We start from the raw sequence: 26,930 nt of genomic DNA on the forward strand, positions 1-26,930 counted from the left end.
GCACCGTTTTTTCTTTCCTGCTTATCCCACCCGACTTTTCCGTACCCGCTCTGCATACACGGCCAGTGTGGATTTCAGTACGTCCAGCGTGACCGGTTTCGACAGACAATTATCCATGCCGGCGTCAATACAGCGCTGCTTCTCTTCCGCTAACGCATTTGCCGTGACGCCAATCACCGGGAAGGCATGACCAAGTTGACGTAAACGCTGGGTCAGACGATAGCCATCCATGTTCGGCATATTGACGTCAGTGAGTACGATATCAATTTCACTGCGGCTCAAGACGTTCAACGCATCTACGCCATCCTGCGCGGTTTTGATCTGATAACCAAAGGTGCCTAACTGCTCTGACAGCAGCATACGGTTAATCGGATGGTCATCCACAATCAGGATCATAATATCGTCATTGTTGGTCACGGTAGTTTCCGGGGCTGGCAGAGCAAAGCCCGCGCTGTCACCTTCAATTGCAACCCGGTAAATACGGCCCAGCAATACCGGTAGCTCATGTGGCGTCGCGGTGCTATGCAGCCACTGGCCTGGCTGAACCTCGCGCGGCATATCAATATGCTCACCGCTAAAGGTGATCAATGCACGCAACTCAGGCAGTGAGTCAGGCTGATAGTCTGTCACCAGAACATCGTCAGGACCGCCCTTGCCCTCATAACGCATCGCATTGATCCCCTGCCCTTGCAGGCTGCGCATGACAAAGTCCGCCAGATAGTCATTGCGCATATCAATCCAGACGCGTTTGTCGTGCAACGCGTCCAGCAGCGCCAACGACGGCCGCTGTCCCTTGTAAATAGGCAGGCGCACCACAAACTGGCTGCCCATGCCAGGACCCGAGTCGACCTCAATATCGCCATCCATCATGTTGACCAGCTTTTCGCAGATCGCCAGCCCCAGTCCGGTCCCCTGGAAGTTACGCTGCACGCCCGTCCCGACCTGATAGAACGGATCAAACAGCTGCGTGATTTCACTGGCAGAGATCCCGACCCCGGTATCCCGCACCCGGAACAACAAATACCCCTGATGCACATAGGCATGGAGGATAATACAGCCCGTGTGGGTGAATTTAATCGCATTACTCAACAGGTTAGCGATCACCTGTTGCAGGCGCAGCGGATCGCCATTCAGCGTCAGCGGTACATCATTTTCGATGTAACAGTATAAGGTGAGGCGTTTTTTCATCACCAGTGACAGATAGTTACCGGCAATATGGGTAATCACTTCACGCGGCGAGAACGGCCTTGGCTCGATTTTGAGCTGTTCGGACTCAATTTTTGAGAAGTCGAGAATATCGCTGATGATTTTCAACAGCAGGCTGGACGAGTTATTCATGGCGCTGACCAGAGAATCAATTTCTTTAGGCAGCGCTTTGGTTTGCAGCAGGTCGAGGTTACCAATGATGCCATACAACGGCGTGCGCAGCTCATGGCTGACGGTGGCAAGGAACATCGATTTTGACTGACTCGCCTGCTCGGCGGCCTGCGCCATTGCCTGTAACGACTGCTCCATCTGCACACGCGTGCTGACGTCAACCAATACGCAAATGGCCACGTTTTCATTACGGTAACGCGAATGCACAAAACTGATTTGCAAGTTGGTATTACTGCCGGTCAGCAAATCAACGAAGTTGACCTGCTGGCCGCTGATGATCTCATTCAGACGCTGGCGATCTTCCTCGGTTAACAACGTCAGGTAGTTATGTGCCAGCTCGTTACTCAGGATGTTGCTGCCATCGCTGGTGCGCAGAATACAGATCCCCACCGGCGCGGAAGCGACGATTTTACGGTTGAACTGCTCATGCTCTTCCAGCCGCTGTGCGTGATCTTCTGCAGGCAGGAACATGCGGCGCTCAAACAACCAGGCCAGGGTAAATAACAGCATGGCGCTGATGATGTTCATCAATACGGCGTTAATCATCATCAGCTTCAGCTGATCCACCAGCACATCGGTGGAAACCGACCACACTACGCTCAGATTAGAGGGTGGCAGGGGTTTCTTCAGCACCAGTTGACGATAGCTGTCGAGATAGCCGAACCAGGTTTTATCATCCGGCAAGGTGTCCAGCGTGTAACCCGGCCCGCCGCGACGTGAGGTCATCAGCACCTGGTTGTCATCATCAATAATGGTGGCTACAACGGGCAAAGTGCCCGGCTGGATAAACTCATCCAGCCGAATATTCTGTTCCAGTCCCAACAACGCCTGCTGCTTATTGGCGGCATAGACGGGCATCATAATGGAGAAGTGCCCCACGCCCGGTTGGCTACCTTCACTGATCCAATAATAGGGGCGATCGCGCTTGTCCTCTCCGCTATTGCGGTAGTTAAGTAGCTGCTCACGCAACTCTTTCAGGCTGTTTTCACGGTCTACTGAGCTACTGCCTACGGCGAAGTCCGCCAGACACTGGCTTTCACTGCCAATAAAAAAGATGCGATTCAGCTCGTAAGCGGAAGAGAAGTGACTTTTCCAGAAATTAATGTAGCCACTGAGGGCATCCAGCGGGGTGTTCCAGGTATCACTCATGCGGGTGCAGTCACCGTTGGCATAGAGTGGCACCATCTGCGGCTGGATAAACTTGTTACTGCCATCACTCGCGGGGTCAGCCGTGAGGCGGTTTTCACTGATGAACTTTAGCTGCCGCAGCATATCCGCAGAGTGACGCACATACCACTGCGCCTGGCCGTAATTATTAGCAAACTCCTGCCGCACCATGCTCTCTTTCTGATGCAAGACGCTAATAATGTAAAAGGTGGTTAAGAGTGCGCCCAGCGTCCAGAGCAACAACGCCAGCGTGCGAAACAGATAGCGTGAAATTCTCAGCGTGGTACGAAAAGAGACAAGGTATCTCAACGGTGACTTACTCCGGTTAGTTTGGCGTGCTGCCACCCGCTTATCTCCCTGTTTAAGCCTGGCCATAAATAGCAAAACGGCAGGCCAGGTTTCCCTGCCCTGCCGTTTTTTCAACCTGACAGATTACTCTTCGTCATCTGCTTCAGGTGCATCATCTTCAACGTCTGCTTCTGGCGCGATGTCGTCCTCGCCTTCCGCTACGCTGCCGTCAATCGCATCCAGCTCTTCTTCTGCGACAGGTTCCGCAACACGTTGCAGACCGACAACATGCTCATCTTCAGCGGTACGGATCAGGATCACACCCTGGGTGTTACGCCCTACCACACTCACTTCAGATACGCGAGTACGCACCAACGTACCGGCATCAGTGATCATCATGATCTGATCGCTGTCTACCACCTGTACTGCGCCAACCACTGGGCCATTACGATCGGTGACTTTGATCGAGATAACACCCTGCGTAGCACGAGACTTGGTCGGATACTCGCTGGTTGCCGTACGCTTACCGTAACCGTTACGCGTGACTGTCAGAATTGCGCCTTCTTGTTGCGGCACAATCAGTGACACGACGCTATCGCCTTCCGCCAGCTTGATACCGCGTACGCCCGAAGCCGTACGGCCCATGGTACGCACTGCCGTTTCAGAGAAGCGCACCACTTTACCCGCAGCAGAGAACAGCATCGCTTCGTTACTGCCATCAGTCAGTGCCACGCCGATCAGCTCATCGTCATCACGCAGGTTCAGGGCGATAATCCCGGCACTACGAGGACGGCTAAACTCTTTCAGCGAGGTTTTCTTCACCGTACCGCTGGCGGTTGCCATGAAGATATTGACGCCTTCTTCATACTCACGGACTGGCAGAATCGCGGTAATACGTTCGTTTGCTTCCAGCGGCAGCAGGTTGACGATTGGACGACCACGCGCACCACGGCTGGCTTCTGGCAGTTGGTACACCTTCATCCAGTAGAGGCGACCACGGCTTGAGAAGCACAGAATGGTGTCATGGGTGTTGGCAACCAGCAGGCGATCAATGAAGTCTTCTTCTTTGATGCGCGCAGCAGATTTACCTTTACCACCACGACGTTGCGCTTCGTAATCTGACAGCGGCTGATACTTGACGTAACCCTGGTGCGACAGCGTAACCACAACATCTTCCTGATTGATCAGGTCTTCGATGTTGATATCCGCGCTGTTGGCGGTGATTTCGGTACGACGTTCATCACCGAACTGGTCGCGCATGGCGATCAGCTCTTCGCGAATCACTTCCATCAGGCGATCGGCGCTGTTCAGGATACGCAGCAGTTCTGCAATCTCATCCAGCAGTGCTTTATATTCGTCGAGCAGTTTTTCATGCTCCAGGCCGGTCAGTTTCTGCAGACGCAGATCCAGAATCGCCTGAGCCTGCTGTTCAGTCAGGTAATATTGACCGTCACGGATGCCGAACTCAGGTTCCAGCCACTCCGGACGCGCTGCGTCATCACCCGCACGTTCCAGCATTGCAGAGACGTTGCCCAGCGCCCAGGACTGCGCGATCAGGCCCGCTTTTGCTTCCGCAGGGGTAGGTGCACGGCGAATCAGTTCGATGATCGGATCGATGTTAGCCAGCGCAATCGCCAGGCCTTCAAGGATATGAGCACGATCGCGCGCTTTACGCAGTTCGAAAATGGTACGGCGCGTCACAACTTCACGGCGGTGGCGCACAAACGCTTCAATAATATCTTTCAGCGGCATGATTTTCGGCTGGCCTTGATGCAGGGCCACCATATTGATGCCGAAAGAGGTCTGCAACTGGGTCAGTGAGTAGAGGTTGTTTAACACCACTTCACCAACGGCATCGCGTTTGATCTCAATGACAATACGCATGCCGTCTTTATCTGACTCATCACGCAGGCCGCTGATGCCTTCAACACGCTTCTCTTTTACCAGCTCGGCAATCTTCTCAATCAGGCGGGCTTTGTTTACCTGATACGGAATTTCATTGACGATAATGGTTTCACGTCCGGTCTTGGCATCAGTTTCCACTTCAGCGCGCGAACGGATGTAGATTTTGCCGCGCCCGGTGCGGTACGCCTCTTCAATGCCGCGACGACCATTAATGAAAGCAGCGGTAGGGAAATCTGGGCCGGTGATGTGCTCCATCAGACCTTCTACGCTGATGTCTTCATCTTCGATATACGCCAGGCAGCCGTTGATCACTTCCGTCAGGTTGTGCGGTGGAATGTTGGTTGCCATACCTACCGCGATCCCGGACGAACCGTTGATCAGCAGGTTAGGAATTTTGGTCGGCAACACTTCCGGGATCTGTTCTGTGCCATCATAGTTTGGCACGAAATCCACGGTCTCTTTTTCCAAATCGGCCAGCAATTCAGAAGAGATTTTCGCCATACGCACTTCGGTATAACGCATCGCAGCGGCATGGTCACCATCGACCGAACCAAAGTTACCCTGACCATCAACCAGCATGTAGCGCAGGGAGAACGGCTGAGCCATTCGGACGATACTTTCGTAAACTGCGGAATCACCGTGTGGGTGATATTTACCGATTACGTCGCCGACAACACGGGCGGATTTTTTATAGGGTTTGTTCCAGTCGTTGCTCAGCTCGCTCATCGCAAAGAGCACGCGGCGGTGCACCGGCTTCAGGCCGTCACGCACATCGGGTAAGGCTCGGCCAACAATGACCGACATGGCGTAATCGAGGTAGGAGTTCTTTAACTCCTCTTCAATATTGACCGGTGTAATTTCTCTCGCAAGGTCGCTCATGGAGCCGCTATCCCTCTAATAATCCCGGAATTGAAAGGTGCGAAAGTATATCACATTTCATTCATACGGTGAACGTTCAGCACGGGTTTATGCTGCCTTTCATCATGATGGACAGGTGCGCCAACCGGGGTTAAGCGTTTATACTGCCCGAACATTTTGTCAGGAGTTATATCGAATGAATGCACAATCTCCGCAAAGCCCACAAAACGTTGATGCACAGGAGATCGCAAAGTTTGAAGCGGTCGCCTCACGCTGGTGGGATTTAGAGGGGGAATTTAAACCTCTGCACCGGATTAACCCCCTGCGCCTTGGCTATATCGCGCAGCGCAGCAACGGCCTGTTCGGCAAGAAAGTGCTGGATGTCGGCTGTGGTGGCGGCATTCTGGCTGAGAGTATGGCGAAAGAGGGCGCGCTGGTTACCGGGCTGGATATGGGTGCCGAACCGCTACAGGTGGCCCGTTTACACGCGCTGGAGAGCGGCGTGAAGCTCGACTACGTGCAACAAACCGTAGAAGCGCACGCCGAAGAGCACGCCGGTAGCTACGATGTGGTGACCTGCATGGAGATGCTGGAACACGTTCCTGACCCCGGCTCCGTGATCCGCGCCTGTGCGCGTCTGGTGAAACCGGGCGGAGAGGTCTTTTTCTCGACTATTAACCGCAACCCGAAGGCCTGGCTGCTGCTGATCTTTGGTGCTGAATATGTGATGCGCATGGTGCCGCGCGGCACCCACGATGTGAAAAAGTTTATCCGTCCGTCAGAAATGCTGGCATGGGTTGATGAAACACCATTGCGTGAACAGCATATCACTGGCCTGCACTATAACCCGCTGAGCAATAAGTTCCGTCTGGGCCCAGGCGTTGACGTCAACTACATGCTGCACACCCGTTACGTGCAAGAATAACATCACCTTTTCACCCTGCTTCGGCAGGGTGAAGCCGCCTGCGTCATCATACTGTCACCTCTTTCCTTTATGCTGATTTAGCAATAACTGAATATTTTACATTCCATTAAAATTTCAGTTAAAAACACTGCCAAGATGAATCTGATACCCAAAGCGCCACTGTTGCTGGTAATTAACACAGCAATGCATAAAAAATCAGCGGTCGATCAAAAAGAGGAATTTTTTAGTAGAACCGTTGACAAGAGGAACGCCCTTATCGTGCGCGGCCTTAGTAAAAACAGCGGAAATTACAAGCCCTTCTGACATCATTTTTTCCTCTTGTGTAAGCGCCACAACAGACTAAAATAACCGCCATCTTGTTGTTACTATTTCCAACACCCCCAATATGTAGTGTTTATCCACAACATTATTCACAGGAATATGCTGTGCATAAACTCGGGGTTCTCTTTACTTTTCGGATACTCACACATGAACCAGAGTCTGCTCGTTACGAAACGCGATGGCCGCCAGGAGCGCATTGATCTCGACAAAATTCACCGGGTGCTGGACTGGGCCGCTGAAGGCTTGAGCAATGTTTCGGTCTCTCAGGTTGAACTGCGTTCGCACATCCAGTTTTATGATGGCATCAGAACTTCTGATATCCACGAAACCATCATCAAAGCCGCGGCAGACCTGATCTCGCGCGACGCGCCAGACTACCAGTACATGGCAGCTCGCCTGGCTATCTTCCACCTGCGTAAAAAAGCCTACGGCCAGTTTGAGCCACCAAAGCTGTATGACCACGTCACCAGCATGGTTGAGCGCGGCAAATATGACCGCCACCTGTTAGAAGATTACAGCGTGGAAGAGTTTGAGCAGATGGAAGCGTTCCTCGATCACTGGCGTGACATGAACTTCTCTTACGCTGCGGTTAAACAGCTTGAAGGGAAATATCTGGTTCAGAACCGCGTTTCCGGTGATATCTACGAAAGTGCCCAGTTCCTCTACATCCTGGTTGCCGCGTGCCTGTTCTCAAACTACCCACGCGAAACCCGTATGGATTACGTGCGCCGTTTCTACGACGCGGTATCGACCTTTAAGATTTCACTGCCTACGCCAATCATGGCGGGCGTGCGCACCCCAACCCGTCAGTTCAGCTCCTGCGTACTGATCGAGTGTGGTGACAGCCTCGACTCCATCAATGCGACCTCTAGCGCCATTGTGAAATACGTTTCGCAGCGTGCGGGTATTGGTATCAACGCCGGTCGCATTCGTGCGCTGGGTAGCCCAATTCGCGGTGGCGAAGCCTTCCACACCGGTTGTATCCCGTTCTATAAGCATTTCCAGACGGCGGTAAAATCCTGCTCACAAGGCGGCGTACGTGGCGGTGCAGCGACACTGTTCTACCCAATGTGGCACCTGGAAGTGGAAAGCCTGTTGGTACTGAAGAACAACCGTGGTGTTGAAGGCAACCGCGTGCGTCACATGGACTACGGCGTCCAGCTCAACAAACTGATGTATCAGCGCCTGCTGAAAGGTGAAGATATCACCCTGTTCAGCCCATCCGATGTGCCGGGCCTGTATGATGCTTTCTTTGCCGATCAGGAAGAGTTTGAGCGTCTGTACACCAAGTACGAGCAAGATGACAGCATTCGCAAACAGCGTGTAAAAGCGGTTGAGCTGTTCTCACTGATGATGCAGGAACGTGCTTCTACCGGCCGTATCTACATCCAGAACGTTGACCACTGCAACACCCACAGCCCGTTTGATCCGGTTATCGCGCCAGTGCGCCAGTCTAACCTGTGCCTGGAAATTGCCCTGCCGACCAAACCGCTGAATGATGTGAACGATGAAAACGGCGAAATTGCACTCTGCACCCTCTCCGCTTTCAACCTGGGCGCAATCGACAGCCTGGATGATTTAGAAGAGCTGGCGATTCTGGCTGTTCGTGCGCTGGATGCACTGCTGGATTACCAGGACTACCCAATCCCGGCGGCAAAACGCGGTGCAATGGGACGTCGTACGCTGGGTATCGGTGTGATTAACTTCGCGTATTACCTGGCGAAGAACGGCGTACGCTACTCTGATGGCAGCGCAAACGGTCTGACCCATAAAACGTTCGAAGCGATTCAGTACTACCTGCTGAAAGCCTCCAACGAGCTGGCGAAAGAGCAAGGTGCCTGCCCGTGGTTCAATGAAACCACCTACGCGAAAGGCATCATGCCAATTGATACCTATAAAAAGGATCTCGACAGCATTTGCCAGGAGCCGCTGCACCTTGACTGGGAAACACTGCGCGAGCAGGTGAAAACCCACGGCCTGCGTAACTCAACGCTTTCCGCGCTGATGCCATCAGAAACCTCTTCGCAGATTTCGAACGCGACCAACGGCATTGAGCCACCGCGTGGCCACATCAGTATCAAAGCGTCTAAAGACGGGATTCTGCGCCAGGTGGTGCCAGAGTATGAGCGTCTGAAAGATCAGTACGAGCTGCTGTGGGAAATGCCTTCTAACGACGGCTACCTGCAACTGGTTGGTCTGATGCAGAAATTTATCGACCAGGCAATCTCGTCTAACACCAACTACGATCCAACGCGCTTTGCTAACGGCAAAGTCCCGATGAAACAGTTGCTGAAAGATCTGCTGACCGCTTATAAACTGGGTGTGAAGACGCTGTACTACCAAAACACCCGCGACGGTGCGGAAGATGCCCAGGACGATCTGGCACCTTCTATTCAGGATGATGGCTGCGAAGGCGGCGCCTGCAAAATCTAAGGTAAAGCGGGCTGCATGCCCGCTTTAATCATGTCACGGGGCCCCTGCGGCCCCGGCTACTTTTGGACAGTTTTATGGCTTACTCCACGTTTTCCCAGAATAAAAATGATCAGCTGAAAGAACCGATGTTTTTCGGTCAGTCGGTGAACGTTGCGCGTTTCGACCAACAAAAATATGACATCTTTGAAAAGCTGATCGAAAAGCAGCTTTCGTTCTTCTGGCGTCCAGAAGAGGTGGATGTTTCCCGCGATCGTATCGACTATCAGGCGTTGCCAGATCACGAAAAACACATCTTTATCAGCAACCTGAAGTATCAGACGCTGTTGGACTCCATTCAGGGCCGCAGCCCAAACGTGGCTCTGCTGCCACTGATCTCGATCCCGGAGCTGGAAACCTGGATTGAAACCTGGGCGTTCTCTGAGACGATCCACTCGCGCTCTTATACCCATATCATCCGTAATATCGTGAACGATCCGGCCGTGGTATTTGACGATATTGTCACCAACGAGCAGATCCTGGCGCGTGCGGAAGATATCTCGAAGTACTACGACGATCTGATCGAGATGACCAGCTACTGGCATCTGCTGGGTGAAGGCACGCATGAAGTGAATGGCAAAACCATCACGGTGAATCTGCGCGCCCTGAAAAAACAGCTCTACATCTGCCTGATGAGCGTCAATGCGCTGGAAGCCATCCGCTTCTACGTGAGCTTTGCCTGCTCCTTCGCCTTCGCTGAGCGCGAACTGATGGAAGGTAACGCAAAAATCATCAAGCTGATCGCCCGTGATGAAGCACTGCACCTGACCGGAACACAGCACATGCTGAACCTGTTACGTACCGGTGAAGACGATCCAGAAATGAAAGAGATCGCTGCCGAGTGCCGCGACGAATGCTACGAGCTGTTCCGTAAAGCGGCTGAGCAAGAGAAAGAGTGGGCGGAATACCTGTTCAGCGGTGGCTCAATGATCGGCCTGAACAAAGACATTCTGTGCCAGTACATCGAGTACATCACCAACATCCGCATGCAGGCTGTTGGCCTCGATCTGCCATTCCAGACGCGCTCAAATCCAATTCCATGGATCAACAGCTGGCTGGTTTCAGACAACGTGCAGGTTGCACCGCAGGAAGTGGAAGTCAGCTCTTATCTCGTGGGCCAGATCGACGCCGAAGTTGGCGAAGACGACTTCAACGACTTCCAGCTGTAATTATGTCGCGTTCTGTTGTCATCGTGCGTAACTCCGGCCAGCGGCTGGAGTGTGCCGATCACCACCGTACCTTGTTGGCGACGCTTGAAGCCAACAAGTGTTACGTGGAATTCCAGTGCCGCGAAGGGTTTTGTGGCTCCTGCCGCACCCGTCTGGTGAAGGGCGAAGTACACTATCCGCAAACGCCTATCGCATTCGTACAGCAAGGCGAGATTCTGCCCTGCTGTTGCCAGGCCAAAGGCGAGATTGAGATCGAGCTATAGCTGACAGCCCGGACACCAGTAGAACGGCCGGGATGAAAGCACGCCCTTCTCAATAATCGTGCCGCAGCGGCGGCACTTTTTCCCCTGCCGATGAAACACTTCAAAGCGAAACGCCGCCTCTGCGTGATACTTTTTCATGGAACCACGCATCCGGTAAGAGTGCCGTGGCACAGAGAGCAGAGCTTCACTCAGCGCCTGTAGCTGCTCCTCAGAAAGATCCACCGCCCGATGCTGAGCCAGTAAGCCTGCTACCCACAAGATTTCCACCCGGAGATAATTCCCCAGTCCGGCAAGAAACGCCTGATCTAACAACAAGCCACTAAACTGCCTACGGCTAAAACGGCGCGACAACAGCCGCTCGCGTACCGTAGCCACATCAAGCATGGGATCTAACACATCCGGGCCGACGCGCATTAAGAAAGGATGCGTCGCCAGGGTCTCGGCATTGAGCAGCTCAATGTCCGAAGCGCTGTACAATAAAATCGTCTGGCGGGCGGTGGCCAGACGGACGCGCAGCTGGCGCTTACTTTCTGGCACTGTGCCGGTATCCACCACGCGCCAGACACCGTAAAGCTGGTTATGGCTATACAAGGTTAAGCCGTTGCTGAAGTGGGTTAGCAGCGCCTTGCCGCGTGTCTCAATGGCAGTGACCTGCTCACCGACCAGGGCCGCTTCATAGGTTTTTAATTCTGGAAACGCAAACCATGCCTCGGTCAGCGGCTGATGTAACACCGCGGCCTCTAGCTGATCGGCAGCGCGTCTGATTTCCGGTCCTTCTGGCATAGCGCTCCCTTTAAAGATGGCTGGTCACTGTAATTTGCTGTTCGGTAAACAAGGCGCGAAGCTGGCGCGCAAAGTGCAGAGCATGTGCGCCATCACCATGTAAGCACACGGTTTGCGCCTTCACGGCGATCCACTCGCCTGCTAGCGTGCGCACTTTGCCCGTTGTCACCATGGTTAAGGTCTGCTGCAACGCCTGGTGCGCATCTTCCAGCACCGCGCCTGGCTGTGAACGTGGTACTAATGCACCGTTGGCCTGATAGGCGCGATCGGCAAACACTTCTTCCCGTGTCACCAGGCCGTGATGCGCGGCGGCAAGGATGGATTCGCTGCCCGCCAGACCAACCAATATTAAGTGGGGATCGACCGCCAGCACCGCCCGGGCAATGGCATCGGCCAGCACAGCATCTTCTGCCGCCTGGTTATACAGCATGCCATGGGGCTTCACGTGGACCAGCCGCTGCCCCTGGCTTTCCGCCAGGCTTTTCAACGCACCCACCTGGTAAACCACCTGAGCGAATACCGTCTCTGCGGCAAGCTGCATGGCGCTACGACCAAAATTTTCCCGATCGGGAAAGGAGGGATGCGCACCAATCGCCACGCCATACTCCGCCGCCCAGCGGATCGATTGCAGCATGGTTTCTGCATCCCCGGCATGGAAGCCACAGGCGATGTTGGCCGAACTGACTAACTGAAGCAGCTCACGATCGCAGGCTGCGCCCTCACCCAGGTCCGCATTGAGATCAATTTTCACGCGCTAACCCCCATGCCATGCTGCGGAGTGCCCTTTCCTGCTCGCGCCGGGCCTGCATCGCTTCAGCCAGCGTGCAGGGAATAAAGTGGATCGGCTCGCCAAGGCGCACCTGAGCCAGTTGATAGAGATCGGCCTCGATAACACAGGCGATACGTGGATAGCCTCCGGTGGTCTGTGCATCTGCCATTAATACAATCGGCTGACCGTTGGGCGGTACTTGCACCACGCCGGGCACCAGACCATGAGATAACAACTCACGCGAAGTTTGCCGTTGCAACACCTCCCCTTTCAGGCGGTAACCCATGCGGTTGCTCTGCGGGCTGAGCTGCCAGGCTGAACGCCAGAATGCCTGCTGCATCTCTGGGCTGAACTCGGCATATTCAGGCCCCGGTAAGGCGCGAATACGATTACTCCACAGCAACTGGCGCACGCCCACCTGACGCGATAACTGACGCGAAGGTGGATTAAGCGGGAGTTTATCGCCCTCGACGAGTTTACGGCCCTGCCAGCCGCCAAAACCGGCCTTTAAGTCGGTGCTGAAGGAGTCCAGCACCGGCTCAACGGCAAACCCACCGTGGATCGCCAGATAACTGCGCATGCCATGCTCGGAGTGGGCCAGAGTGAGCACCTGCCCCTTTTTCACCGGTGTGCGCCAGCCGGTCCATACCGGCTGTCCATCCAGATCGGCATTACAACTGGCCCCGGTCAGGGCAAACCACCCTGACCGCTGGAAACGCGCCTTGAACTGACCCAGCACAATTTCCAGCACGGCACTGTGCTCATGGTTAGCTACCAGCATATTGGCAGTGCGCATCGCGGGTTCATCCAGCACGCCCCCAAGGCTGATGCCTGACTGCCGCCACCCCTTACGCCCGCTGTCCTGTAACGTAGAGCTCAATCCAGGCCGTAAAATGGTTAACATATGCCCTCCTGCTGCGGCACGAAGCGCACGCTATCCCCCGGACGCAGCAGCGTCGGTGGCGTCTGTGTAGGATCGAAAAGGGCCAGTGAAGTCTGGCCAATTAGCTGCCAGCCGCCGGGCGTAGCCAGCGGATAGACGCCGGTCTGACTGCCGCCAATTCCCACGGAACCCGCGGGAACCTGCAATCGCGGCTCGGCACGACGCGGGCTGTGTAAACGGCTATCAAGGCCGCCAAGATAGGGGAAACCCGGCTGGAAACCGATAAAATAGACCACGTAATCCACACTACTGTGCAGTTCAACGACCTGCTGTGGCGTGAGATTGGCGTGGCTGGCAACCTGAGCCAAATCCGGCCCGGCTGCGCCACCATATACGACCGGGATTTCCACCCGCCGCGACGCCGGCAGTTGCTCTTCACTCGCTTCCCACCAGGCCTGTAAAAGCGCAATCGCATCCAGCTCACTGTACTGGGGCTGACGCAAAATCACGGTCACGTTGTTCATGCCGGGAATGACTTCTGCCACCTGCTCATTGCCTTGTAACTGCTGGCATAGCCCCCAGATTCGCTGCTGGCTTTGCAGCGACAACGGCGGCTCCAGCTCCAGTACTACCGCCCGCTCACCGAGCAAATAACAACGCGGTCGTTGCATCCTTCTCTCCGATCGTGGCGCGGGCCAACCCCGCGTCGGTTTCAACGTTAGCATTACTGTTGCGGATGAGGTCAGAAAGTGTCAATCGTTTTGCGCCTGCATCACCGCAGGCGCAAGGGAACATCAGGCCGGATTGGGGATATCAATAAACGTCACATCAAGACCGTAGGCATCAGCCAGCCACTCGCCCAGTGCTTTGATCCCGGCGCGTTCAGTGGCATGGTGTCCGGCAGCAAAGAAGTGCAGACCCTGCTCGCGAGCGCTGTGAATGGTCTGCTCTGAGACTTCACCGGTGATGTACGCATCAACGCCAAACGCGGCCGCGTTGTCGATGAAACCCTGTCCGCCGCCGCTGCACCAGGCGACACGCTTGATCTCCGCCGGTGCGTTGTCACCACAGTGCAGCGGTTCACGATCCAGCACCTGGGAAATCCGCGCGGCCAGCGCTTCGCCACTCAACGGCGTTTTCAGTTCGCCCCAGAATACCAGCGGCATCACTTCGCCTTTGACTTCGATATCCAGCATCTTTGCTAACTGGGCGTTGTTGCCCAGATGGGGATGCGCATCAAGCGGCAGGTGCCAGCCATAGAGATTAATATCGTTTACCAGCAAGGTACGCAGGCGCTGGCGCTTCATCCCTTTAATCACCGGCGCTTCGCTTTTCCAGAAGTAACCGTGGTGCACCAGGATGGCATCTGCCCCGTGCGCCACCGCAGCATCCAGCAACGCCTGGCTGGCGGTGACGCCAGTAACAATTTTTTTCACCTCAGCACGGCCTTCAACCTGTAAGCCGTTGGGGGCGTAATCGCTGAAGCTGCTGCTGTTCAACTGCTGGTTAACGATATGCTCTAATTCAAACTGATTCATAACTGCTCCGTCCTCACTTCAGGCGGCATTTTTTGCCCGCTCGAAGGCGTCTAATGTTTTTTTACGTGCTTCCTTATGTTCCACGATTGGCGACGGATAATCGAGTGTGCAGCGATTTTTCTTCGCCCAGACATCAGGCTGATGGATCGCACTGTCAGGGACATGGGCCAATTCCGGCAGCCACTGGCGAATAAACGCCCCCTTGGGATCAAAGCGTTCGCCCTGCGTTGTCGGGTTGAAGATACGAAAATAGGGAGCCGCATCGGTGCCGGTAGAAGCGGCCCACTGCCAACCGCCGTTGTTGGCCGCCAGGTCGCCATCAATCAGCTGCTGCATGAAATAGCGCTCACCTTCACGCCAGTCAATCAGCAGATCCTTCACCAGGAAACTGGCGACGATCATGCGCAGGCGGTTGTGCATCCAGCCCAACTGATTGAGTTGTCGCATCGCCGCATCGACAATCGGATAGCCCGTCTTGCCCGCTTGCCATGCCGCCAGATGCGCTGCGCTCTTCTGCCACTGCACCTGGCGCGTCCAGTGAATAAACGGCTGGTGCTTGCACAACGCGGGCCAGGCGACCATTAGATGACGATAAAACTCGCGCCAGATCAGCTCATTGAGCCAGACCATCGGCTTTTCATCATCCAGTGCAGCGGGGTGTTCCCTTAATACCCGGTGCAGACACTGACGGGGGGAAAGGACGCCGGTGGCGAGGTAGACAGAAAGCCGGCTGGTGCCATCCACCGCCGGTTTGTCCCGTTCGGCGGCATAATCCATCACCCCCTGGGTCGCAAAATGCCGCAGCTGTTTGAGGGCAGCCGCCTCCCCCGGTGGGAATAAATCGTGATCAAAGCACGCCTGCGGATAGGCGAACCTGGCGATTTTTTTAGCCTTGAGCGGCGCACCGCTGCGCGCTTTAGGCGCGGGGACACACTCCGGTAAGTGCTGCTGCAAGCGGCGGACAAAAGCCCGACTGAAAGGCGTGAAGACTTTGTACATTTCATTATTGCCGGTGCGCACACTGCCCGGCGGTAACAGCAGGCTATCGTCAAACCCCTGACAAATTACGCCTGCGGCATCAAGGCGCTTTTCTGCGGCCACATCCCGCTCACGCTCGTTCACTTCATATTGATAGTTGTAAAACAGGTTATCCACCTGCTCTTGCTGACAAAACGCCGCCAGGTAGTCAATCGAGGCTGCAAAATCATCACATTGATGGGTAAACAGTTCGATACCGCGTTCACACAGCGACGCCTGCAGTAATTCCAGGCTCTCAAAAATAAATGCGGCCTGTTTGGGGGCCATATCATGCTGTTGCCACTGCTGCTCAGTGGCAATAAACAAGGCAATCACGCGGGCGTGACCGTCTCGGCAGGCGGCATGCAGCGCCAGATTATCGTTGATGCGGAGGTCATTACGTAACCAGACCAGATGCGTAGTCATTAATTATTGTCCATAACGAAGGCGCAGTGCTTCCGGGTAAGGTTCAAAATAGCGCTGTTGTGCCAGCCACGGATGCGGATATTGCGCCATATAGTGTTTGAGCATGGTGATCGGCACCAGTAGCGGCTGTAAGCCACAGCGGTAGCGATCGATCAGATCGGCCAGTTCCTGCCGTTGTGGTGAACTCAACTGGCGGCGGAAATAGCCCTGAACATGCATCAGTACATTGGTGTGGTTGGTACGGGTTGCAGGATGACTTAGCAGATGCATCAGGCGATTACGGTACTCAACTGCAAACGCATCCAGCGAGCTCCACTGGCCGATACTGGCGACAAAAGGCCCTAACTGCCGATATTCCGGCTGAGAATGGGACAGCAACAGGAGTTTGTAGCGGCTGTGGAATGCGATCAAACCGGCGCGCGTCAGCCCCTGCTGCCACATTTGGTTGAATTCATGTAAGGCACAAATGCGGGAGACGAAGTTCTCACGCAGTACCGGGTCGTGTAACCGGCCATCTTCTTCCAGCGGCAACCAGGGCATCTCGCGTTGCAGCATTTCGGTAAACAGGCCCGTTCCCGCTTTACGGTTATTGTTACTTTCTGGCTCATACACGCGCACGCGCTCCATGCCGCAACTGGGCGATTTCGCACACAGAATATAGCCGCAGAGATGGTGCAAGGATTTCACCCGCTCTGCTGACCAGCTGCGCATCGCGTCGGTCACTTCGCTACCGCCCTCTTTGCTGAAACACAGGTGCACTTCATCCTGCTGTTTCACCAGCCGCAGCGCCGGGCGCGGGACCGGCAGACCAATCGACATCTCAGGGCACACGGGTTCATAGCGCACAAATGGTGCCAGCTCATCGGTGGCAAAACTCAGACGTTTGTGTCCGCCATCGAAACGCACCTGCTCACCCAACAGGCAGGCACTAATACCCACAGGAATATGATTTGCCATACTTGTACAACCTCCATAGCCTTGTACAAGTTTAAGTGTAGCCTGGTCTGCGAAGATTTACAGCAGGTCGTTACCTGCGGCACAAAAGAAAACGGCCACCCGAAGGCAGCCGTTTTATTAAGCAATGATTTGTTTAATCAGGCGTTTTTCAACACTTCACTGACAATTTCCACCGCTTCTTTCTCGATTTGCTGACGATGTTCAGCGCCGAGGAAACTTTCACAGTAGATTTTGTACGCGTCTTCTGTGCCAGAAGGACGAGCGGCAAACCAGCCGTTTTTAGTCATCACTTTCAGGCCGCCAATGGATGCGCCGTTGCCTGGTGCCGCCGTCAGGCGTGCAGTGATTGGGTCACCAGCCAAGGTATCGGCACTCACCATTTCCGGTGAAAGCTTAGACAGCGCAGCCTTCTGCGCAGAGGTTGCCGCAGCCTGCAAACGGTTGTAGCTCGGCGCGCCAAAACGCTGCGCCAGCTCATCATAGTGCTGCTGTGGGTTTTTACCGGTTACTGCGGTGATTTCCGCCGCTAACAGGCAAAGAATGATGCCGTCTTTGTCCGTTGACCAGGCTGAGCCGTCGAAGCGCAGGAACGAAGCCCCGGCACTCTCTTCGCCACCAAAGCCAAAGCTGCCATCAAACAGGCCATCCACAAACCACTTAAAGCCCACCGGCACTTCAACCAGCTTACGGCCAATGTCTTCAACAACGCGGTCAATCATGGCGCTGGAGACCAGGGTTTTACCCACGGCAACCTCTTTGCCCCACTGCGGACGGTGCTGGAACAGATAGTTGATCGCCACGGCCAGATAGTGGTTCGGGTTCATCAGCCCTGCCGGGGTGACAATGCCATGACGGTCGTAGTCGGGATCGTTACCGAAGGCGAGATCGAACTTGTCTTTATAAGCCAGCAAACCGGCCATTGCGCACTCTGACGAACAGTCCATGCGCACGACGCCATCTTTATCCAGATGCATAAAGCGGAAGGTCTGGTCGATCGCATCGTTAACGATGGTGATATCCAGCTTGTAGTGCTCGGCAATGCGCTGCCAGTAAGCCATACCTGATCCACCCAGTGGATCAACACCGATTTTCAAACCCGCTTTTTGAATCGCCGGGAAATCAATCACCTGTGCCAGGCCTTCAACGTAAGGCTGAATCAAATCCTGCTCAACGATGCGGCCACTCGCCCACGCCTGATCCAGTGGTAAGCGCTTAACGTCTTTCAGCTCACCTTTGATCAGTTGATTAGCACGATCTTCTACCACTTTCGTGACGTTGGTATCAGCCGGACCGCCGTTTGGCGGATTGTACTTGATACCACCGTCTTCCGGTGGGTTGTGCGAAGGCGTAATAACAATACCGTCAGCCTGTGCGCCGCCACGTTTGTTATGTTCGAGAATGGCATTAGAGATAGCAGGGGTTGGCGTGTAGCCGTTGTCCTGTTGAACAATGACATCCACACCGTTCGCTGCCAGCACTTCCAGCACCGAGATGATGGCCGGCTCGGACAGCGCATGCGTATCTTTGCCGACATAACACGGACCGGTGATCCCGTTTTTTTGGCGATCTTCGGCAATCGCCTGGGCAATGGCCAGGATATGTTGCTCATTAAAGCTCTGACGCCCAGCGCTACCGCGGTGGCCGGAAGTCCCGAACTTCACCGCATGATCCGGATTAGCGGCATCGGGCTTAAGGACGTAGTACTGTGACGTTAATTGTGCAACGTTAATCAAATCGCTCTGACGGGCAGGTTGTCCTGCACGGGGGTGATTGGCCATTGGCGCTTCTCCCTGACGCTTCGGTTTAAATGGTGCCGCAAACTTTCTCTGTCAGTTCCGCCGGGAACTGCATTGCCAGCATAATATGCTCTACCATGCTGCATTTGCGACCGGTATTGGTATTGGTAATCACCCAGTACGGTGTGCCTGGCACGTGCTTCGGCTTCGTATGGGTGCCATTCTGCAACAGCGTCTGCTCATCACCCGCAAAATAGACACGAGTGCGCCCCTGCAGTGACGCAGAAGCATCAGAAAACGCTTGTGGATCAAGACGATAAAGCGTTGACAAAATCAGCATAAAACGGTTAACCGCTTTTTTCTGCTCGGCATACTCATCTGACAACAGTAATTCACGCACCGCACGTACGCGATCCTGTGGCCCTTTGCGCGTCTCTTTTGGTGCAATGCTTTCTGCCGGGCGGCTGACCGCAGCAACAGGCGCTGCTTGCCCAGGCGTAAATTTAAGCATCCGCCGTAAAATGTCAGAGGCGCTCTCCCCAATGTGTTGAGTATGGCTGGCAATGTAGCGGTAGAGATCTTCGTCAACTTCAATCGTTTTCATCTTGGTCCGTATCGTTCTTGCTCATGACAGAACCGACCAACCGCATACAGAGTTAAGAAAAATCTGGCCTGTACACGCCGGGAACGGGTTCTAACATCAGGATTATAAAGTTAAATTCAGGTGGGTCGAAAGTCTTCAAACCGATTAACCGCAAAAGTCAGAATATCACCCAATTGCACGCTAGCCCCCCGAAATCGTGGAAGCATGATACCCTAAGGCAAGGTCACAACCGTAAAGAACTTTGCCATGATTTTGAACGCTCGTCTGCAAACTGAACAATCGACTGCTGATTCTCTCCCCATTCTGCTTATTCATGGCCTGTTTGGTAGCCTGGACAACCTCGGCGGCCTGGCACGCGGCCTGAAAAATGATCGTCCACTGATTCAGGTTGATGTGCGTAATCACGGTCTCTCGCCACGAAGCGAAGAGATGAACTACCGCGCCATGGCGCAGGACATGTTCGACACGCTGGACCATCTGGGTATTGATCGGGTTTCCGTCATTGGCCACTCCATGGGTGGAAAGATTGCCATGACCATGAGCGCCATTGCCCCTGAGCGTGTCGAGCAGCTCGTGATGATCGACATTGCGCCAGTGGATTATCAAACCCGACGTCATGATGAAATTTTCGCGGCCATTCGCGCCGTGACAGCGGCAGGTATCGTTTCCCGCAGCGAGGCGGCGCAGTTGATGCGCGAAAGCTTGCCTGAAGAGGGCGTGATTCAGTTCCTGCTGAAGTCGTTCCAGGAGGGGGAGTGGCGCTTCAATGTGCCGGTCCTCTGGGATAACTACAGCACGATTTCTGGCTGGGAGGAGATTCCCGCCTGGCCTGAACCGGCGCTGTTTATTCGTGGCAGTGAATCACCGTATCTGGATAATCGCTACCGAGATGCCCTGTTACGTCAGTTCCCGGCCGCCCATGCGTATGTCATCAGCGGAGCCGGGCACTGGGTTCATGCAGAAAAACCCGAAGCAGTACTGCGTAGCGTGCGGCGATTTTTTGCACTTTAACAGCAATTGCTTGCCGACCAGTGGTTTAGGGTTGGCGTACGCCGCCAGGCTAGAGTATGATGGCGCGCTAAAATTTCAGGCCATGCTCAGTGAGTGGGCCTGAATGATACCTAAATAAACATCGCGCAGTGTGCGCCCATTCAGTTTCACAGAGTCATGGCTAAAGAAAACACTGATCGTACCACGCTCGATCTGTTTGCCGATGAGCGCCGCCCCGGTCGTCCCAAGACCAGCCCGCTTTCGCGCGATGAGCAACTGCGTATCAATAAGCGCAACCAGTTAAAACGCGATAAGGTGCGCGGATTGCGCCGTGTCGAACTTAAACTGAACAGTGAAGCCGTTGAAGCACTGAACACCCTTGCTGAGCTTCGCAACATCAGTCGTAGCGAATTAATTGAACAAATTCTGCTGGCGCAACTCAAAGCAGCGGATGAGTAGAAACCGCACGCAGTAACACAAACCAGGGGCTGATAAAGTACCGCCCCTCTCCCCGGTCTGCTATCATTCGCACAATTACGCAGGCATACACATTTATCCCACAATCCGGATGTAAGAGGTTTTTTATCCATGGCAATCGTAGGCATCTTCTTTGGCAGCGATACCGGCAACACTGAAAATATTGCGAAAATGATCCAGAAGCAGCTGGGCAAAGACGTTGCTGACGTGCACGACATCGCTAAAAGTACCAAAGAAGATCTGGAAGGTTACGACATTCTGTTGCTGGGTATTCCTACCTGGTACTACGGCGAAGCCCAGTGTGACTGGGATGACTTCTTCCCAACCCTGGAAGAAGTGGACTGCAACGGCAAACTGGTTGCGCTGTTTGGCTGCGGCGATCAGGAAGATTACGCTGAATACTTCTGTGATGCGTTGGGCACCATCCGTGACATCATCGAACCGAACGGTGCAGTGATTGTCGGCAACTGGCCAACCGAAGGCTACCACTTTGAAGCCTCTAAAGGCCTGGCCGATGACAAACACTTCCTCGGTCTGTGCATCGATGAAGATCGCCAGCCAGAATTGACTAACCAGCGCGTTGACGGCTGGGTGAAGCAAATCAAAGATGAACTGCAGTTAGACGCGATTATTAACGCCTGATGTGCATTTTCTATCAATGTGAGCGCTGGCTCACATTGATGGAAAGGAAACAGCGATAGAAATAATAGCCACACGTTTTTTATTTTCACCTGCAACACTGTACAATACCCACAACGGTCATCCGCCTATTCTCCTCCTGGATTGCAGGACAGCGGAACAACCGACATCTGATGCTCCACCTCTGGCTCAAGACTCTTCGCCTTACAGCCTGTGTTGATTTATCCGGTGTTCGGGTTTTCATTTTGCTGCGTCGGTTCTATAATGAGACGCAAATGAGAATAGCGCGTGACCAACATTCAAGGCCAAGCGCCACAAAGTGACTCGCTAAGTAACAGGACAATATCCGCATGACTGACAACAACTCCGCATTGAAGAAGGCAGGCCTGAAAGTCACGCTTCCACGACTGAAAATTCTGGAAGTGCTTCAGGAACCTGCATGCCATCATGTCAGTGCGGAAGATTTGTACAAACGTCTGATCGATATCGGCGAAGAGATTGGCCTCGCAACCGTATATCGCGTTCTTAACCAATTCGACGATGCTGGCATTGTCACCCGTCACAACTTTGAAGGTGGCAAGTCTGTTTTCGAACTGACTCAGCAGCAGCACCACGATCACCTGATCTGCCTGGACTGCGGTAAAGTGATTGAGTTCAGCGATGAATCCATCGAGACTCGCCAGAAAGATATCGCGACGCGTCACGGTATTAAACTGACCAACCACAGCCTGTACCTGTATGGTCACTGTGCGTCTGGTGACTGCCGTGAAGATGAAACACTGCACAACGATTAATCTTTGATGCAGTAAAAAACCCGCCACTTCGGCGGGTTTTTTTTATCTCTTTAGACCACTCGGGTCTCTTGCAGGTAGCGCCAGCGCGGCACGCGTGAACTAAAATCCAGCACCGCAACAGCGATGCGGCTGTGGCTTTCACCATTCATCATCTGTATTTCGCGGTATTGCACCGTCACTTCTTTTTCGTGCGCTGAAATCAAACGATGCTCGCAGGTTGCAATGCGCATGCCCTCTCTCGCCCCTTGCAGACGGCGAAACAGCGCTTCAGTATCATTGAAATTTAACGCCGCACCTTGTGGTGTCACCATGGTAAATTCCGGGTGAAAGTGCGAGAGAAACAGTGACATAGCATCTGAATCGTTGGAGTGATTAAAAATTTGTTCGATCAGTTGGTGCAACTCCACAACACTATGGCGAGCTTCCTGAGCAAGAGATGTCATTTTCCTTACGACTTCCTGTTATGAATGAACTTTATGGCTCCCAGCCTACCGAAATCTTGCCTGTTTGCCTCAGAGAATACCTAAATTGCTTGAATATCAGACAACGCCCATCATGCAGATAAAAAAAACGCCTGAAATCAGGCGTTTTTTTCATTCAGCGATTACTCGCCCGCTTTTGCCCAGGTATCACGCAGGCCAACCGTACGGTTGAACACCAGATGACCGGGCTTGCTGTAGACGCTGTCGGCACAGAAGTAGCCTTCGCGTTCGAACTGGTAAGGTGCGCTGGCTACCGCATCAGCCAGGCTCGCCTCAACGAAGCCCTGCTTGATCTGCAGAGAATCAGGGTTGATCGCGGTGAGGAAGTCCTCTTCCGCACCCGGATTCGGTACGCTAAACAGACGGTCGTACAGACGAATTTCTGCTGGCAGCGCATGCTGCGCTGAAACCCAGTGGATCACACCTTTCACTTTGCGTCCGTCAGCCGGATCTTTGCTCAGCGTATCGAGATCAACCGAGCAGTACACCGTAGTGATATTGCCTGCGTCATCTTTCTCAACGCGATCGGCACGGATCACGTAAGCATTACGCAGACGCACTTCCTTGCCCAGCACCAGACGTTTGTACTGTTTGTTGGCTTCTTCACGGAAATCCGCGCGATCAATCCACACTTCATGGCTGAATGGCACTTCACGCGTACCCATTTCTGGTTTATTAGGATGGTTAGGCATCGTAATAATTTCGGCGTGATCGGCTGGCAGGTTTTCCAGTACCACTTTGATCGGATCGATAACGGCCATAGCACGCGGTGCATTTTCGTTGAGATCGTCACGAATGCAGGACTCCAGCGACGCCATCTCTACGATGTTGTCCTGTTTAGTCACACCAATGCGGCGGCAAAACTCACGAATAGAGGCTGCGCTGTACCCACGGCGACGCAGACCAGAAACGGTCAGCATACGTGGATCGTCCCAGCTCTCGACCACATTTTCGCTCACCAGCTGCGTCAGCTTGCGCTTCGACATCACGGCGTATTCGAGGTTAAGACGAGAGAACTCGTACTGACGCGGGTGCACCGGAATCGTGATGTTATCCAGCACCCAGTCATACAGGCGGCGGTTATCCTGGAATTCCAGCGTACACAGCGAGTGCGTAATGCCTTCCAGCGCATCAGAAATACAGTGGGTGAAGTCGTACATCGGGTAGATGCACCACTTTTCACCGGTCTGGTGGTGTTCAGCGAACTTGATGCGGTACAGCACCGGATCGCGTAGCACGATAAAGCTGGAAGCCATATCAATTTTGGCACGCAGGCAGGCTTTACCTTCAGCAAAACCACCGCTGCGCATTTTTTCGAACAGGGCGAGGTTCTCTTCCACGCTGCGATCGCGGTACGGGCTGTTTTTGCCCGGCGCAGTCAGCGAGCCACGGTATTCGCGAATCTCATCAGCCGACAGTTCATCAACATAGGCCAGGCCTTTGTTGATCAGTTCAACCGCATACTGATGCAGCTGATCAAAATAGTCAGAGGAATAGCGTACATTGCCGCTCCACGCGAAGCCAAGCCACTCTACGTCACGCTTGATGGATTCAACGAACTCCATGTCTTCTTTTACTGGGTTGGTGTCGTCGAAACGCAGGTTGCACTGACCTTGATAGTCTTGTGCGATGCCAAAGTTCAGGCAGATAGATTTCGCATGACCAATATGCAGATAGCCATTGGGTTCAGGCGGGAAACGGGTATGCACGCTGTTGTGCTTACCGCTCGCCAAATCTTCGTCGATGATCTGACGAATAAAGTTCGTTGGGCGGGCTTCAGCCTCACTCATCTCAAAAATCCTCAATACAAAGCTAATGATGGCATCACGAATTAACGGATTATGATCCACAAAGCGCCGTCGGGAAACAACCTGTTTGTGTGGGCTTGATAAGAAAAAAGGCAGGAATCGCTTCCTGCCTTACGGGAAACTGCGGGGAAATTAACCTTTAACTTCAAACAGCGGCGTTTTGCCCGCTTCAACCTGGCCACGCGCCAGAAGATTCAGCCCAACAAACTCGTCGCTGTTGCTGACCACGACCGGGCTGACCATGGAGCGCGCGTTGGCATTTAACCAGGCAAGATCCATCTCCAGCACCGGCTGGCCAGCGGTAACAACGGCATCTTCTTCTACCAAGCGGGTAAAGCCTTTGCCATCAAGTGCCACGGTATCCAGCCCCATGTGCACCACGATTTGCACTCCGTTATCGGTTTCAAGGCAGAACGCATGGTTGGTCGGGAAGATTTTCACGATGGTGCCGCCAATAGGCGCAACCACTAAGCCATCACGCGGCTTAATTGCCAGGCCTTCGCCCACGGCGCCACTGGCGAAGGCTTCATCGGGCACATCTTCCAGCGTCACAATCACACCGCTTACGGGTGCCAGCAGCGTTGCAACCACCTTCCCTGCGCTGGCAGGTACCGGTGCCGCTGCGGCCACAGGTGCAACCGGTGCAGCCACTGGTGCAGCTTCAGCAGGTGCGACCGGGCCTTTCTGCAACACGCGCTTCATGGCATTGGCGATAATTTCTGCCTGGGTACCGACAATAATCTGTACGCTCTGCTTATTCAGGCGAATCACCCCGGAAGCGCCGAGTTTTTTCGCCAGACCTTCGTTCACCTGTGCTGCGTCTTTCACCGTCAGGCGCAGGCGGGTAATACAGGCATCAATCACCGAGAGGTTTTCTGAGCCACCCACGGCACCAATGTAGCGGCGAGCCAGGTTTTCGGTTTTATTTTCACCGTTATCACTGTGCTCAACATTCACGTCATAGCCATCGCTTTCATCACCCGCCACTGACAGTTCGCGACCCGGCGTCAGCAGGTTGAAGCGCTTAATGGTGAAGCGGAACACGGTGTAGTAGATAACAGAAAACACCACGCCTTGTGGAATCAACATGTACCAGTGCACTGCCAGCGGGTTACGCGTCGATAAGAACAGGTCGACCAAGCCCGCACTGAAACCAAAACCGGCAATCCAGTGCATCTGCGCGGCGATAAACACGGAAATACCGGTCAGTACCGCATGAATCAGATACAACACCGGTGCTACGAACATGAAGGAGAATTCCAGCGGTTCGGTAATACCGGTAAAGAAGGAAGCAAAGGCGGCTGCCAGCATGATACTGCCGACTTTGACCCGGTTTTCCGGACGTGCGCAGTGATAAATGGCCAGGGCTGCACCCGGTAGACCAAACATCATTACCGGGAAGAAGCCCGCCTGATAGCGGCCGGTAATGCCAGGGATGCCCGAACCATCGGCGATAGACTGCGCGGCACCGAGGAATTTAGGAATATCGTTGATGCCTGCCACATCAAACCAGAACACCGAATTCAGGGCGTGATGCAGACCAACCGGAATCAGCAGACGGTTGAAGAAGGCGTAAATCCCGGCACCGACTGAACCCAGTTTCTGAATGTGCTCACCAAAGCTGACCAGCCCGCTAAAGATCACTGGCCACACATACATCAGCACAAACGCGACGGCGATCATCAGGAAAGAGACCAGAATAGGCACCAGACGACGGCCACTGAAGAAAGCCAGTGCCTTCGGCAACTCAACGTGGCTGGTGCGGTTATACACCTCCGCCGAGATAATCCCCACCATGATGCCGATAAACTGGGTGTTAATTTTGCCGAACGCGGCGGGCACCTGGTCGAGAGGGATTTTTTGAATCATCGACACAGCGGCAGGTGAACAGAGCGTTGTCACCACGAGGAAACCGACATAGCCCGTCAGCGCGGCTGCACCGTCTTTGTCTTTTGACATGCCGTAGGCAACACCAATGGCAAACAGCACCGCCATGTTGTCGATAATCGCTGAACCCGACTTGATGAACAGCGCTGCCAGTGCATTGCTTTGTCCCCAGCCAGTAGGATCAATCCAGTACCCCACCCCCATCAGGATGGCGGCCGCAGGCAAGGTGGCAACCGGCACCATTAGAGAGCGCCCGACTCTCTGTAAGTAACTTAACATTGATATTTTTCCCCTTGAGACAAGCTGTTATCACTGTATCGATCAGGATGATGACCAGCTGGCATTTTGTATGACATAACAGTACTGGTGAAGAATTGTAAAGAGTATTTAATTCGCTT

22 protein-coding genes are annotated in these 26,930 nt (G+C 54.0%); 8 read left to right on the forward strand and 14 right to left on the reverse strand.

The features are described 5' to 3' along the window. Nucleotides 1–21: 21 nt before the first annotated feature. Together rcsC and gyrA are read right to left on the reverse strand one after the other, a co-directional pair. Nucleotides 22–2,853 (reverse strand): two-component system sensor histidine kinase RcsC, encoded by a 2,832-nt coding sequence (rcsC, locus tag F3J40_RS15315; protein ID WP_167016178.1) that lies wholly within the window; start codon nt 2,851–2,853, stop codon nt 22–24. Nucleotides 2,854–2,976: 123 nt separating this feature from the next. Then, on the reverse strand, nt 2,977–5,616 hold the full coding sequence (gyrA, locus tag F3J40_RS15320; protein ID WP_017346904.1) for a DNA topoisomerase (ATP-hydrolyzing) subunit A: 2,640 nt from the start codon (nt 5,614–5,616) through the stop codon (nt 2,977–2,979). 175 nt (nt 5,617–5,791) lie between these two features. Here gyrA and ubiG point away from each other — a divergent pair, with 175 nt between their 5' ends. The 4 genes from ubiG (at nt 5,792) to yfaE (ending at nt 10,742) form a co-directional block, all read left to right on the forward strand. Then, nucleotides 5,792–6,520, forward strand: coding sequence for a bifunctional 2-polyprenyl-6-hydroxyphenol methylase/3-demethylubiquinol 3-O-methyltransferase UbiG (ubiG, locus tag F3J40_RS15325; RefSeq protein ID WP_167015931.1), 729 nt, complete (start codon nt 5,792–5,794; stop codon nt 6,518–6,520). 468 nt (nt 6,521–6,988) lie between these two features. Beyond that, nucleotides 6,989–9,274, forward strand: a complete 2,286-nt coding sequence (gene nrdA / locus F3J40_RS15330; protein WP_167015933.1) for a class 1a ribonucleoside-diphosphate reductase subunit alpha — start codon at nt 6,989–6,991, stop codon at nt 9,272–9,274. A 74-nt stretch (nt 9,275–9,348) separates the two neighbouring features. Next, nucleotides 9,349–10,479 (forward strand): class Ia ribonucleoside-diphosphate reductase subunit beta, encoded by a 1,131-nt coding sequence (nrdB, locus tag F3J40_RS15335; RefSeq protein ID WP_017346900.1) that lies wholly within the window; start codon nt 9,349–9,351, stop codon nt 10,477–10,479. A gap of 2 nt (nt 10,480–10,481) precedes the next feature. Further along, nucleotides 10,482–10,742 (forward strand): class I ribonucleotide reductase maintenance protein YfaE, encoded by a 261-nt coding sequence (yfaE, locus tag F3J40_RS15340; RefSeq protein ID WP_017346899.1) that lies wholly within the window; start codon nt 10,482–10,484, stop codon nt 10,740–10,742. On the opposite strand, the gene nei is transcribed toward yfaE, so the two are convergent. From nei to seqA, 9 genes are all read right to left on the reverse strand, one after another. Next, the gene (gene nei, locus F3J40_RS15345; protein ID WP_167015935.1) at nt 10,737–11,525 is read right to left on the reverse strand and encodes an endonuclease VIII; all 789 of its coding nucleotides are present in this window, start codon (nt 11,523–11,525) and stop codon (nt 10,737–10,739) included. The two genes, yfaE and nei, sit on opposite strands and share 6 nt — an antisense overlap. A gap of 10 nt (nt 11,526–11,535) precedes the next feature. After that, complete coding sequence (gene pxpA, locus F3J40_RS15350) at nt 11,536–12,276, reverse strand: 5-oxoprolinase subunit PxpA (protein WP_167015937.1); 741 nt, start codon at nt 12,274–12,276, stop codon at nt 11,536–11,538. Further along, on the reverse strand, nt 12,266–13,198 hold the full coding sequence (pxpC, locus tag F3J40_RS15355; protein ID WP_167015939.1) for a 5-oxoprolinase subunit PxpC: 933 nt from the start codon (nt 13,196–13,198) through the stop codon (nt 12,266–12,268). The genes pxpA and pxpC overlap by 11 nt, the downstream gene beginning before the upstream one ends. After that, the gene (pxpB, locus tag F3J40_RS15360; RefSeq protein WP_167015953.1) at nt 13,192–13,848 is read right to left on the reverse strand and encodes a 5-oxoprolinase subunit PxpB; all 657 of its coding nucleotides are present in this window, start codon (nt 13,846–13,848) and stop codon (nt 13,192–13,194) included. Before pxpB ends, pxpC begins: the two co-directional genes overlap by 7 nt. A 123-nt stretch (nt 13,849–13,971) precedes the next feature. Beyond that, complete coding sequence (locus F3J40_RS15365) at nt 13,972–14,715, reverse strand: type 2 GTP cyclohydrolase I (RefSeq protein ID WP_167015963.1); 744 nt, start codon at nt 14,713–14,715, stop codon at nt 13,972–13,974. An 18-nt stretch (nt 14,716–14,733) separates the two neighbouring features. Then, on the reverse strand, nt 14,734–16,158 hold the full coding sequence (gene phrB, locus F3J40_RS15370) for a deoxyribodipyrimidine photo-lyase (RefSeq protein WP_167015965.1): 1,425 nt from the start codon (nt 16,156–16,158) through the stop codon (nt 14,734–14,736). A 3-nt stretch (nt 16,159–16,161) separates the two neighbouring features. Further along, nucleotides 16,162–17,115: a YbgA family protein gene (locus F3J40_RS15375; protein ID WP_167015967.1), complete on the reverse strand. Its 954-nt coding sequence runs from the start codon at nt 17,113–17,115 to the stop codon at nt 16,162–16,164. 137 nt (nt 17,116–17,252) lie between these two features. Beyond that, nucleotides 17,253–18,893 carry a phosphoglucomutase (alpha-D-glucose-1,6-bisphosphate-dependent) gene (pgm, locus tag F3J40_RS15380; protein WP_017346891.1) on the reverse strand — a complete coding sequence of 547 codons (1,641 nt, stop codon included), beginning with the start codon at nt 18,891–18,893 and terminating at the stop codon, nt 17,253–17,255. A gap of 25 nt (nt 18,894–18,918) precedes the next feature. Next, the gene (seqA, locus tag F3J40_RS15385; RefSeq protein ID WP_017346890.1) at nt 18,919–19,455 is read right to left on the reverse strand and encodes a replication initiation negative regulator SeqA; all 537 of its coding nucleotides are present in this window, start codon (nt 19,453–19,455) and stop codon (nt 18,919–18,921) included. A 246-nt stretch (nt 19,456–19,701) separates the two neighbouring features. Between seqA and ybfF the strand changes: the two genes are divergently transcribed. From ybfF to fur, 4 genes are all read left to right on the forward strand, one after another. Beyond that, complete coding sequence (gene ybfF / locus F3J40_RS15390; RefSeq protein ID WP_167015969.1) at nt 19,702–20,466, forward strand: esterase; 765 nt, start codon at nt 19,702–19,704, stop codon at nt 20,464–20,466. 156 nt (nt 20,467–20,622) lie between these two features. After that, nucleotides 20,623–20,904 (forward strand): LexA regulated protein, encoded by a 282-nt coding sequence (ybfE, locus tag F3J40_RS15395; RefSeq protein ID WP_017346888.1) that lies wholly within the window; start codon nt 20,623–20,625, stop codon nt 20,902–20,904. 129 nt (nt 20,905–21,033) lie between these two features. Next, on the forward strand, nt 21,034–21,564 hold the full coding sequence (gene fldA / locus F3J40_RS15400; protein WP_167015971.1) for a flavodoxin FldA: 531 nt from the start codon (nt 21,034–21,036) through the stop codon (nt 21,562–21,564). A 347-nt stretch (nt 21,565–21,911) separates the two neighbouring features. Then, on the forward strand, nt 21,912–22,355 hold the full coding sequence (gene fur, locus F3J40_RS15405) for a ferric iron uptake transcriptional regulator (protein WP_017346886.1): 444 nt from the start codon (nt 21,912–21,914) through the stop codon (nt 22,353–22,355). 50 nt (nt 22,356–22,405) lie between these two features. Here the strand turns inward: fur and F3J40_RS15410 are convergent, their stop codons facing one another. The 3 genes from F3J40_RS15410 to nagE form a co-directional block, all read right to left on the reverse strand. Continuing rightward, complete coding sequence (locus F3J40_RS15410; protein ID WP_167015973.1) at nt 22,406–22,798, reverse strand: hypothetical protein; 393 nt, start codon at nt 22,796–22,798, stop codon at nt 22,406–22,408. A 161-nt stretch (nt 22,799–22,959) separates the two neighbouring features. Next, on the reverse strand, nt 22,960–24,627 hold the full coding sequence (gene glnS / locus F3J40_RS15415; RefSeq protein ID WP_167015975.1) for a glutamine--tRNA ligase: 1,668 nt from the start codon (nt 24,625–24,627) through the stop codon (nt 22,960–22,962). A 150-nt stretch (nt 24,628–24,777) separates the two neighbouring features. Further along, nucleotides 24,778–26,811 (reverse strand): N-acetylglucosamine-specific PTS transporter subunit IIBC, encoded by a 2,034-nt coding sequence (gene nagE / locus F3J40_RS15420; RefSeq protein WP_167015977.1) that lies wholly within the window; start codon nt 26,809–26,811, stop codon nt 24,778–24,780. Between the last annotated feature and the right edge of the window lie 119 nt (nt 26,812–26,930).

It is taken from the genome of Candidatus Pantoea multigeneris, from assembly GCF_011752615.1.
GTDB lineage: Bacteria > Pseudomonadota > Gammaproteobacteria > Enterobacterales > Enterobacteriaceae > Pantoea > Pantoea multigeneris.

Bases quoted from the DNA above. Each gene is read 5' to 3' on its own strand.
- pxpB (WP_167015953.1), bottom strand. From the start codon at position 13,848: ATGCAACGACCGCGTTGTTATTTGCTCGGTGAGCGGGCGGTAGTACTG.
- pxpC (WP_167015939.1), bottom strand. From the start codon at position 13,198: ATGTTAACCATTTTACGGCCTGGATTGAGCTCTACGTTACAGGACAGC.
- ubiG (WP_167015931.1), top strand. From the start codon at position 5,792: ATGAATGCACAATCTCCGCAAAGCCCACAAAACGTTGATGCACAGGAG.
- F3J40_RS15375 (WP_167015967.1), bottom strand. From the start codon at position 17,115: ATGGCAAATCATATTCCTGTGGGTATTAGTGCCTGCCTGTTGGGTGAG.
- F3J40_RS15410 (WP_167015973.1), bottom strand. From the start codon at position 22,798: ATGACATCTCTTGCTCAGGAAGCTCGCCATAGTGTTGTGGAGTTGCAC.
- fur (WP_017346886.1), top strand. From the start codon at position 21,912: ATGACTGACAACAACTCCGCATTGAAGAAGGCAGGCCTGAAAGTCACG.
- ybfF (WP_167015969.1), top strand. From the start codon at position 19,702: ATGATTTTGAACGCTCGTCTGCAAACTGAACAATCGACTGCTGATTCT.
- nagE (WP_167015977.1), bottom strand. From the start codon at position 26,811: ATGTTAAGTTACTTACAGAGAGTCGGGCGCTCTCTAATGGTGCCGGTT.
- ybfE (WP_017346888.1), top strand. From the start codon at position 20,623: ATGGCTAAAGAAAACACTGATCGTACCACGCTCGATCTGTTTGCCGAT.
- fldA (WP_167015971.1), top strand. From the start codon at position 21,034: ATGGCAATCGTAGGCATCTTCTTTGGCAGCGATACCGGCAACACTGAA.
- pgm (WP_017346891.1), bottom strand. From the start codon at position 18,893: ATGGCCAATCACCCCCGTGCAGGACAACCTGCCCGTCAGAGCGATTTG.
- seqA (WP_017346890.1), bottom strand. From the start codon at position 19,455: ATGAAAACGATTGAAGTTGACGAAGATCTCTACCGCTACATTGCCAGC.
- yfaE (WP_017346899.1), top strand. From the start codon at position 10,482: ATGTCGCGTTCTGTTGTCATCGTGCGTAACTCCGGCCAGCGGCTGGAG.
- F3J40_RS15365 (WP_167015963.1), bottom strand. From the start codon at position 14,715: ATGAATCAGTTTGAATTAGAGCATATCGTTAACCAGCAGTTGAACAGC.
- glnS (WP_167015975.1), bottom strand. From the start codon at position 24,627: ATGAGTGAGGCTGAAGCCCGCCCAACGAACTTTATTCGTCAGATCATC.
- nrdA (WP_167015933.1), top strand. From the start codon at position 6,989: ATGAACCAGAGTCTGCTCGTTACGAAACGCGATGGCCGCCAGGAGCGC.
- gyrA (WP_017346904.1), bottom strand. From the start codon at position 5,616: ATGAGCGACCTTGCGAGAGAAATTACACCGGTCAATATTGAAGAGGAG.
- nei (WP_167015935.1), bottom strand. From the start codon at position 11,525: ATGCCAGAAGGACCGGAAATCAGACGCGCTGCCGATCAGCTAGAGGCC.
- nrdB (WP_017346900.1), top strand. From the start codon at position 9,349: ATGGCTTACTCCACGTTTTCCCAGAATAAAAATGATCAGCTGAAAGAA.
- phrB (WP_167015965.1), bottom strand. From the start codon at position 16,158: ATGACTACGCATCTGGTCTGGTTACGTAATGACCTCCGCATCAACGAT.